Source organism: Sphingomonas sp. FUKUSWIS1 (assembly GCF_000733135.1).
Lineage (GTDB): Bacteria > Pseudomonadota > Alphaproteobacteria > Sphingomonadales > Sphingomonadaceae > Sphingomonas > Sphingomonas aerolata.
The window spans coordinates 50,656-58,473 of the sequence record NZ_JPJC01000258.1 but is presented as its reverse complement, the minus strand read 5'-3'; the positions used below and the strand labels follow the sequence as shown (position 1 = coordinate 58,473).

Below are 7,818 nucleotides of genomic sequence, written 5' to 3'. Positions count from 1 at the left end.
CTGCCCGCCATGACGCTTGAGCTATCTGACGAGCACCTTTCGGCGTTGACGCTGGCGGGGGCGTGATGCGTCCCGCGCCCGGGTGACCGGGCGCGATCTATGCCTCAGCGAAAATGGTTCACCAGGTTCGAATAGTCGTAGGGTTTCTGAAAGAAGGCGACGCCGTCGGGCAGACCTGCGGCTTTGCTCGGCCGCTGGCCGGACGTGACAACGACCTGGATCTGCGGCCAGCGCCGGCAGATGATCGTTGCGAGGGCCAGTCCGTCCATCGAGCCCGGCATGTCGATATCGGTAAATACCGCGGCGACATCGTCACGCGACGTCAAAATCGCCATCGCCTCGTCCGCATCGCCTGCGACGAGCGTCGACAGTCCGGCATCCTCGATCCGCGCCGTTGCGGTGATTTGAACAAGCAGATGATCTTCGACGATCAGAACGATCCCCGCAGCGGGACGTCTGATCAATGGCGGTGCGAACAATGGAAACCCCATACACAAATTCAGGGTCGGCTCACGATCGGTCCGCCTGAGGCAGGTCGGGACGCGTGAGGCGCGAACCCGCTATAAACGGTCGGCGGCGAATTCGGACGCATCGCCGACGCCGATTTTCGTTGCATCACATGCGTCCTGTCGCATTCCTGGCGCGTCCAGCCTTATCGGCGTTCAGTCGCCGACGAACGTCAGTGCCGAGGTGCGACGCTCGCGTTCGTTGACGATCAACGCGCGGCCTGCGGGGGCTGCGGAACGCTGCGGGCAATCCGCGCGGAAGCATCCGCGACAGCCGATGCCGATCGGCATAGCCGCGCCCGTCAGATCGATACCGCTCGCAGCGACCAGCCCGCGCGCGAGTGCCGCCTCGACCCCCAATCCAATCGCAAACTCCGCGCGTACCGCTCCGAAGCGGCGCCCCTGCGGACGCACCGTCCGCGCCATCGTCAGCCAGCGCGCACCGTCTTCCATCTCGACCAGCTGCACCACCAGGTCCCCCGGACGATCGAACGCGTGATGGAGTTGCCACAGCGGGCACCGGCCCTCTGCCTCGACCAGTGCCGCGCCGCTCGCGCCAGGATAGCGCTTGGATGCCTGCCCGGCGCGGTCGATCCGGATCATGAAGAAGGGAAGCCCCCGCGCGCCTACCCGCTGCAACGTCGTCAGCCGGTGCGCGACCTGTTCGAACCCTGCGCCAAACCGTCGCTGCAGCAGTTCGATATCGTAGCCGGTCGCCTCGCACCCGCGCAGGAACCGCGCATAGGGCATCATCACCGCCGCCGCGAAATAGCTGAGCAGATGGCGCCGATACAGCCGTTCGGCAGCGCGGTCGGTGAAGCCTGCGGCCTTGGCCAGCGCATCGACCTCCGCCTGCGCCTCGATCTGGCCAAGCTGGAACGCGACCGCGAACGTCCGTGAGGCGGGATCGAGCACCTCGCTCAGTTGCAGCTGCCGGGCATGGAGATCGAGCCGCCGCAACGTGTCGGGCAGCACGTCGGCAGGCAGGACGCGGATCGTGATGCCGTGTTTGGCGCGCAGACGCTCGGTGATCGCCCCGTAAAGGTCGCCGGCACCCAGCCGCAGCTCGTCCGCCAGCGCTTCGGCGGCGGCGTCGAGATCGGCAAAGTGATTCCGCCACCGCTCGATCTCGCGGCGCACCAGCGCGACCGGGTCGTCGGATGGCGCAATCGCACCATCCCCCTCCCCCATCCGGTCGAACACGCGGGCAAAGGCCTCGGCACCACCGGGCGCGCTGGCCAGCCATTCCTCGACCTCGTTGCGGTCGATCGCCAGGTCGGCGAACATGGGGTGCGCCAGACGGCGGCGGATCGCCTCCGAACCGCCGCCCGGTTCGGCCGCTGCCAGCATCCGTGGATCGAAATCGAAGCTTTCCGCCAGTTTGATCAATAGCGTTGCGGAGATCGGCCGCTGGTTGCGCTCGACCAGATTAAGGTAGCTGGGGCTGATCGAGAGCATCTCCGCCATCGCTGCCTGGGTCAGTCCGGCACCGCGTCGCAGCCGCCTGATCGCGTGCCCTGCCAGTAATTTGCGCTCGGCCATTCCGCCTCCCCGTCCTTGTCACGATAGTTACAGAGAGACAGGGTCCGCGCAACGCCCAACGACAGCACAACCCGGCCAGGCTGCCGCTCACGCTTCCAAACCCCGCAATTCTCAGGCTTTATGATGCCATCGCCGCCCCGGTTGCTCGAGTTTGTAAACGGGGAGACACATTCGCCATGAAGGAGATGGGCATGACGACCGAACCAATGCGCGCCCGCGCCGTTTTCTCGACCGCAGATTTCGAATTGCTCAAGGAAGCGATTGGCGAATTGATCACCAAGGTCTCGGTCGACGACGTCAAATTGAGCCGCCTCAGCGCGCTGTATCACCGGCTCGGCCGACTCGGCTGACCGCCACCGTTCGACGTGGATTTCGCCAATAGGCGCGCGCGTCGGTTTGATTATTTTCCTGGGGAGGAAAAGGGCCCATTGGTGCACAGGCATCGATGGGCTTTTCCGCGTCTGGCCGACGCCACCGTCCTCGCCTAGGAGGCGGTATGGCCGATGGAATTCTCAACAAGATCAAGGACGATATCGTCCTTTACGGTGCGCTTGCCGCCAATCTCGGCATTGCCGTCGCAAAGTTCGTCGCCGCGGGGCTGACCGGATCGTCGTCGATGCTGACCGAGGGTGTCCATTCGCTGGTCGACAGCGGCAATCAGGTCCTGCTGCTGTATGGCCAATCGCGGGCGAAGCAGCCGGCGGATGCGGCCCACCCGTTCGGCTATGGCCGCGAGCTCTATTTCTGGGCGTTCGTCGTCGCGATCCTCATCTTCGCGGTGGGCGCGGGCGTGTCGATCTATGAAGGGTATCGGCACATGCTGCGGCCTGAGCCGCTCTCCGACCCTCTCATCGCCTATATCGTTCTGGGCGTCGCTGTCCTGCTCGAGGGTACGAGCTGGACGATCGCGGTCCGGGAATTCGCCAAGTCCAAGGGGGATTCGGGCTGGTGGACCGCGATCCATCGCTCGAAGGACCCGGCAGGCTTCATCGTCCTGTTCGAGGATTCGGCGGCGCTGGCGGGGCTGATGATCGCCGGGCTCGGCATCTGGGCCAGCCACGCCTTTGCCGACCCCCGGATCGACGGCGTCGCGTCGATCCTGATCGGCCTGATCCTCGCGCTCGTCGCGGTGATCCTCGCCCGCGAATCGAAGGGGTTGCTGATCGGCGAACGTGCGGACTCCGCCGTGATTGCGACGATTCGCGGCATCGTCGCGGCGCACCCTGGAATCGCCGCGGTGAACCATGTCCGGACGATCCACACCGCACCCGACAGCATCTTCGCCGCGATCAGCGCGGACTTTGTCGACACGCTGACGATGGGCGAAGGCGAGACGATGATCGAGGCGATGGAAGGCGAGCTCCGCGCTGTGGTGCCGATGCTCGCCTCGATCTATATCCGTCCCGAAAAGCGTGAGGACGCCGTCGTGGTTCACGAGGGCGTCCCGGAGGATCAATAGGCGCGTGCGATCAGGATACGCTCGACCGCGGGCTGACCGGTGAAGATGCAGGCGCCATCGTCGCATCCGGTCTGGCCGATCGGCGCGTTGCGGATCGTCAGCTTGAGCGCCTTCAACCGCTCGACAACCGAGTCGAGCGCCGCGCCCGTCGGCTTCGCCCAGCGCACATCGACCCAGCCCGGGTTCTTCACGCCGTCGGCAAAGTGAGTCTCGAGCGCCGCAAAGTCGTCGATCGGCACGATGTTGGCGCGCAGCCGCTCCACCGACTCGACGTGCAACGCCCCCTGCACGTCCGCCAGCATGCCCGACACCGCTTCGACAAAGGCATCGCGCGAGGTGGTGACGCTGTCGAGCTTGCCGTCCTCGCGGTAGAGCCGGTCGCGGCGGATGACCGAGACGTTGCCGCCCGCCATGTCGCGGCCGCCGACCTCGATCACGATCGGTGCGCCCTTCTTGACCCAGCCCCAGCGCTTGGTCGCCGCCTTGGCGGGTTTCCGATCGAGCAGCGCACGGACCGGCTCGCCGAGCGCGGACTGCTTGGCGAGTTCGGCCTGAAGCGACTTGCAATAGTCGACGATCGCCGCGTCGTCGGGATTGTCGCGCAGCATCGGCACGATCACCACCTGCCACGGCGCGATCATCGGCGGCACGCGCAGGCCGTCGTCGTCGCCGTGAACCATGATGACGCCGCCGATCATCCGCGTCGACACGCCCCAGCTGGTTGTGTTGGCCAGCTCAAACTCGCCAGCTGCGTTCTGGAAGCGGATGTTCTGCGCCGAGGCGAAATTGGTGCCGAGGAAATGCGAGGTGCCCGCCTGGAGCGCCTTGCCGTCCTGCATCATCGCCTCGATCGAATAGGTCGCGACCGCGCCCGGGAAGCGCTCATTCTCGGGCTTCTCGCCCGCGATCACGTGGAGGCCGAGGCACTCTTCGGCGAAGTCGCGGTAGACTTCGAGCATCTTGAGCGTCTCGTCGCGCGCCTCGTCGACGGTTGCGTGCGCGGTATGCCCCTCCTGCCAGAGGAACTCGCTGGTGCGCAGGAACATGCGCGTGCGCATTTCCCAGCGGACGACATTGGCCCACTGGTTGATCAGCACGGGCAGGTCGCGCCACGACTGGACCCAGCGCGCGAACGCGGCGCCGATGACCATCTCCGACGTAGGGCGCACGACCAGCGGCTCCTCGAGCTTGGCGTCGGGATCGGGCACGAGCCGGCCATAGCCGTCGGCCTTCAGCCGGTGATGCGTGACGACCGCCATTTCCTTGGCGAATCCGTCGACATGCTCGGCCTCCTTCTCGAAATAGGAGAGCGGGATGAAGAGCGGGAAATAGCAATTTTCATGCCCCGTCGCCTTGATACGGTCGTCGAGCAGTCGCTGGATCCGCTCCCAGATGCCATAGCCCCAGGGGCGGATGACCATGCAGCCGCGGACGCCGGATTCCTCGGCGAGGTCGGCCTCGGTGATGACGGCCTGGTACCAGGCGGAGAAATCCGCCTCTCGGGTGACGGGGAGTGCGCGCTTTATCATGGCGTCGCGGATAGCGGGTGCGACTGGGTTCGTCACTATGCGTTGCGGCGTGGATCCCACGCTCCGCCGTCATCCTGACGAAAGTCAGGATCCAAGATACCACCCGTAGCGCTTCTGGCTCTGGATCCTGACTTTCGTCAGGATGACGGATGTTTCGGGTGGGATCGCGGGCGCGGTTTGCGTAGGTGCAGGCCATGCCCTCGGACCGCATCCTTCCCGCCATCGGCATGCGGTTGCTGTCGGTCGTGATCTTCGCGCTGATGAACACCGCGATCAAGCTGGCCGAACGCCACGGCGCGAGCGTGTCGGAGATCCTGTTCTTCCGCCAGTTCGGCGCGTGCCTGCTGGTGTCCGGGGTGATCCTCGCCGGGCCTGGCCTGCCCTCGATCGCGACCAAGCGCCTGCCCGCGCACGTCATCCGCGCGGTCGTCGGGCTGTCGGCGATGGCGTTCACCTTCAACGGGATCGTCGCGCTGCCGCTGGCGGAAGCGACGACGATCGGCTTCACCGTGCCGATCTTCGCCACGATCCTTGGCGCGCTGGTGCTGCGCGAGCCGACCGGCTGGCATCGCTGGGCGGCGGTGGCGGCGGGGTTTGCGGGCGTGCTGATCGTCGCGCAGCCCGGTAGCGGCGATCATTTTCCGTTATGGGGTGCGGGCTGTGCGCTGGCGGGCGCGTTCGGGACGGCAAGCGTGTCGATCCTGCTCCGGCAGATCGGCAAGACCGAGAGCGCGCTGACGACGGTGTTCTGGTTCTCCGCGCTGTCGCTGGTGCCGCTGTCGGTGATCTACGCGCGCGCAGCGGAGTCGCATGATCTCGTGACCTGGGCCTGCCTTGCGAGCGTCGGGGTCTTCGGCGGCCTCGCGCAGATCGCGATGACGACCTCGTTGCGGCTCGGGCCGGTGTCGGTGGTGGTGCCGATGGATTATTCGAGCCTGTTATGGGCGACATTGCTCGGCTGGCTGGTGTTCGACACGCTGCCCGCCGAGGCGACCTGGTTCGGCGCCCCCGTCATCGTCGCGAGCGGCCTCTACATCGTCTGGCGCGAACATGTCCGCCGGCAGGACGAAACCGATCGCGCGATCGCCTGAACTGACGTGATCTCCGTCATCCTGACGAAAGTCAGGACCCAGAGTCACAAACGGTAGCGCTCGGTTACCCTGGGTCCTGACTTTCGTCAGGATGACGGGAGCGGATGGGATGACGGAGCGCGTAGGGCGCGCTCCGTCTCCGCCATGTTTCGGAAAGCCGGGGTGTCGCTGGCTCGGGGCCTACTCCGCCGCCTGCGCAAGCGGCACGGGATCCTTCCAGACCAGCACGGGCTTGCGCGCCGCGAGCGTCTCGTCGAGGCGCGCGCGGGGGGCGAAGTGCGGCGCGGTCTTGAGGCTGGGGTCGCCCGCCTTGGCGCGTTCGGCGACCGAGCGCAGCGCGGCGATGAACTGGTCGAGCGCCGCCTTCGACTCGGTCTCGGTCGGCTCGACCAGCATCGCGCCGTGGACGACGAGCGGGAAGTACATCGTCATCGGGTGGAAGCCCTCGTCGATCAGCCCCTTGGCGACGTCGATCGTCGAGAAGCCCTCGGCGAGCCCCGAGTCTGAGAACAGCGCCTCGTGCATGCACGGACCCGATGGGCCGAACGGCGCGTCGAGCGTGTCGTCGAGGCTGCGCAGGATGTAGTTCGCGTTGAGCACCGCATCCTCCGACACCTGGCGCAGACCGTCGGCGCCGTGGCTGAGGATGTAGGTCAGCGCGCGCGTGAACATGCCCATCTGGCCGTGGAACGCGACCATGCGGCCGAAGCTGCCGGCATGGTGTTCGCCTGCGGTTTCCTCCTCGACGAGGACGAAGGTCTCGCCCTGCTTTTCGACGAAGGGCAGCGGGGCATAGGGCGTGAGCGCCGCCGAGAACACCACCGGACCCGAGCCCGGACCGCCGCCGCCATGCGGGGTCGAGAAGGTCTTGTGAAGGTTGATGTGCATCGCATCGATGCCGAGATCGCCCGGGCGAACGCGACCGACGATCGCGTTGAAGTTCGCACCGTCGCAATAGACGAAGCCGCCCGCCGCATGCACCGCGTCTGAAATCTCGCGCATGTCACGCTCGAACAGCCCGCAGGTGTTGGGGTTGGTGATCATCACGCCCGCGACGTCGGGGCCGAGCCGGGCCTTCAGCGCTTCGGTGTCGACGCGACCCTCGGCGGTGGCGGGGATATCCTCGACGCCATAGCCGGCGAATGCCGCGGTGGCGGGATTGGTACCGTGCGCGCTCTCGGGGACGAGGATGACCTTGCGGTGCCCCTCACCCTTGGCTTCGAGCGCGGCACGGATCGCGAGGATCCCGCAGAGTTCGCCGTGCGCGCCGGCCTTCGGACTCATCGCGACGCTGGTCATGCCGGTGAGCGTAACGAGCCAGTGCGCGAGCTGGTGGATGACCTCGAGCGCGCCCTGCACGGTGTCGACCGGCTGGAGCGGGTGGACGTCGGAGAATCCGGGCAACCGCGCCATCTTCTCGTTGAGGCGCGGGTTGTGCTTCATCGTGCAACTGCCGAGCGGGAAGAAGCCGAGATCAATGCCGTAATTCTGGCGCGACAGGCGCGTGTAATGGCGGACGGTCTCAGGTTCCGAAAGACCGGGGAGGCCGATCGGGGCCTTGCGTGCCAGCGGGCCGAGCTTGCTGGTCGTCGCACGTGCGGGCGCGGTCGCGAAGTCGACGCCGGTAGTGTGGCTGTCGCCGATCTCGAAGATCAGCGCTTCCTCGAGCATCAGCGCCTTGTTGCCGGTGA

Annotated in this window: 7 protein-coding genes; 3 read left to right on the top strand and 4 right to left on the bottom strand. The window is 66.3% G+C overall.

Annotation, left to right across the window (positions count from 1 at the left end):
• Window positions 1–104 precede the first annotated feature (104 nt).
• Both sphsw_RS16610 and sphsw_RS16605 read right to left on the bottom strand, forming a co-directional pair.
• Window positions 105–491: a response regulator gene (locus sphsw_RS16610; RefSeq protein ID WP_042467600.1), complete on the bottom strand. Its 387-nt coding sequence runs from the start codon at window positions 489–491 to the stop codon at window positions 105–107.
• Between the two features lie 171 nt (window positions 492–662).
• Window positions 663–2,048, bottom strand: a complete 1,386-nt coding sequence (locus sphsw_RS16605) for a helix-turn-helix domain-containing protein (RefSeq protein ID WP_031441605.1) — start codon at window positions 2,046–2,048, stop codon at window positions 663–665.
• Window positions 2,049–2,239: 191 nt separating this feature from the next.
• Between sphsw_RS16605 and sphsw_RS20115 the strand changes: the two genes are divergently transcribed.
• Window positions 2,240–2,398, top strand: a complete 159-nt coding sequence (locus sphsw_RS20115) for a hypothetical protein (protein ID WP_166746134.1) — start codon at window positions 2,240–2,242, stop codon at window positions 2,396–2,398.
• Between the two features lie 146 nt (window positions 2,399–2,544).
• The gene (locus sphsw_RS16600) at window positions 2,545–3,507 is read left to right on the top strand and encodes a cation diffusion facilitator family transporter (protein WP_031441604.1); all 963 of its coding nucleotides are present in this window, start codon (window positions 2,545–2,547) and stop codon (window positions 3,505–3,507) included.
• On the opposite strand, the gene sphsw_RS16595 is transcribed toward sphsw_RS16600, so the two are convergent.
• Window positions 3,501–5,036 (bottom strand): aminoacyl--tRNA ligase-related protein, encoded by a 1,536-nt coding sequence (locus sphsw_RS16595; RefSeq protein ID WP_031441603.1) that lies wholly within the window; start codon window positions 5,034–5,036, stop codon window positions 3,501–3,503. The two genes, sphsw_RS16600 and sphsw_RS16595, sit on opposite strands and share 7 nt — an antisense overlap.
• Before the next feature lie 194 nt (window positions 5,037–5,230).
• On the opposite strand from sphsw_RS16595, the gene sphsw_RS16590 reads away from it, so the two are divergent.
• Complete coding sequence (locus sphsw_RS16590) at window positions 5,231–6,127, top strand: DMT family transporter (RefSeq protein ID WP_031441602.1); 897 nt, start codon at window positions 5,231–5,233, stop codon at window positions 6,125–6,127.
• A 180-nt stretch (window positions 6,128–6,307) separates the two neighbouring features.
• On the opposite strand, the gene gcvPB is transcribed toward sphsw_RS16590, so the two are convergent.
• The coding region (gene gcvPB, locus sphsw_RS16585) for an aminomethyl-transferring glycine dehydrogenase subunit GcvPB (RefSeq protein ID WP_031441601.1) at window positions 6,308–7,818 on the bottom strand (1,511 nt) is incomplete at its 5' end.

Bases quoted from the DNA above. Each gene is read 5' to 3' on its own strand.
- sphsw_RS16590 (WP_031441602.1), top strand. From the start codon at position 5,231: ATGCCCTCGGACCGCATCCTTCCCGCCATCGGCATGCGGTTGCTGTCG.
- sphsw_RS16610 (WP_042467600.1), bottom strand. From the start codon at position 491: ATGGGGTTTCCATTGTTCGCACCGCCATTGATCAGACGTCCCGCTGCG.
- sphsw_RS20115 (WP_166746134.1), top strand. From the start codon at position 2,240: ATGACGACCGAACCAATGCGCGCCCGCGCCGTTTTCTCGACCGCAGAT.
- sphsw_RS16595 (WP_031441603.1), bottom strand. From the start codon at position 5,036: ATGATAAAGCGCGCACTCCCCGTCACCCGAGAGGCGGATTTCTCCGCC.
- sphsw_RS16600 (WP_031441604.1), top strand. From the start codon at position 2,545: ATGGCCGATGGAATTCTCAACAAGATCAAGGACGATATCGTCCTTTAC.
- sphsw_RS16605 (WP_031441605.1), bottom strand. From the start codon at position 2,048: ATGGCCGAGCGCAAATTACTGGCAGGGCACGCGATCAGGCGGCTGCGA.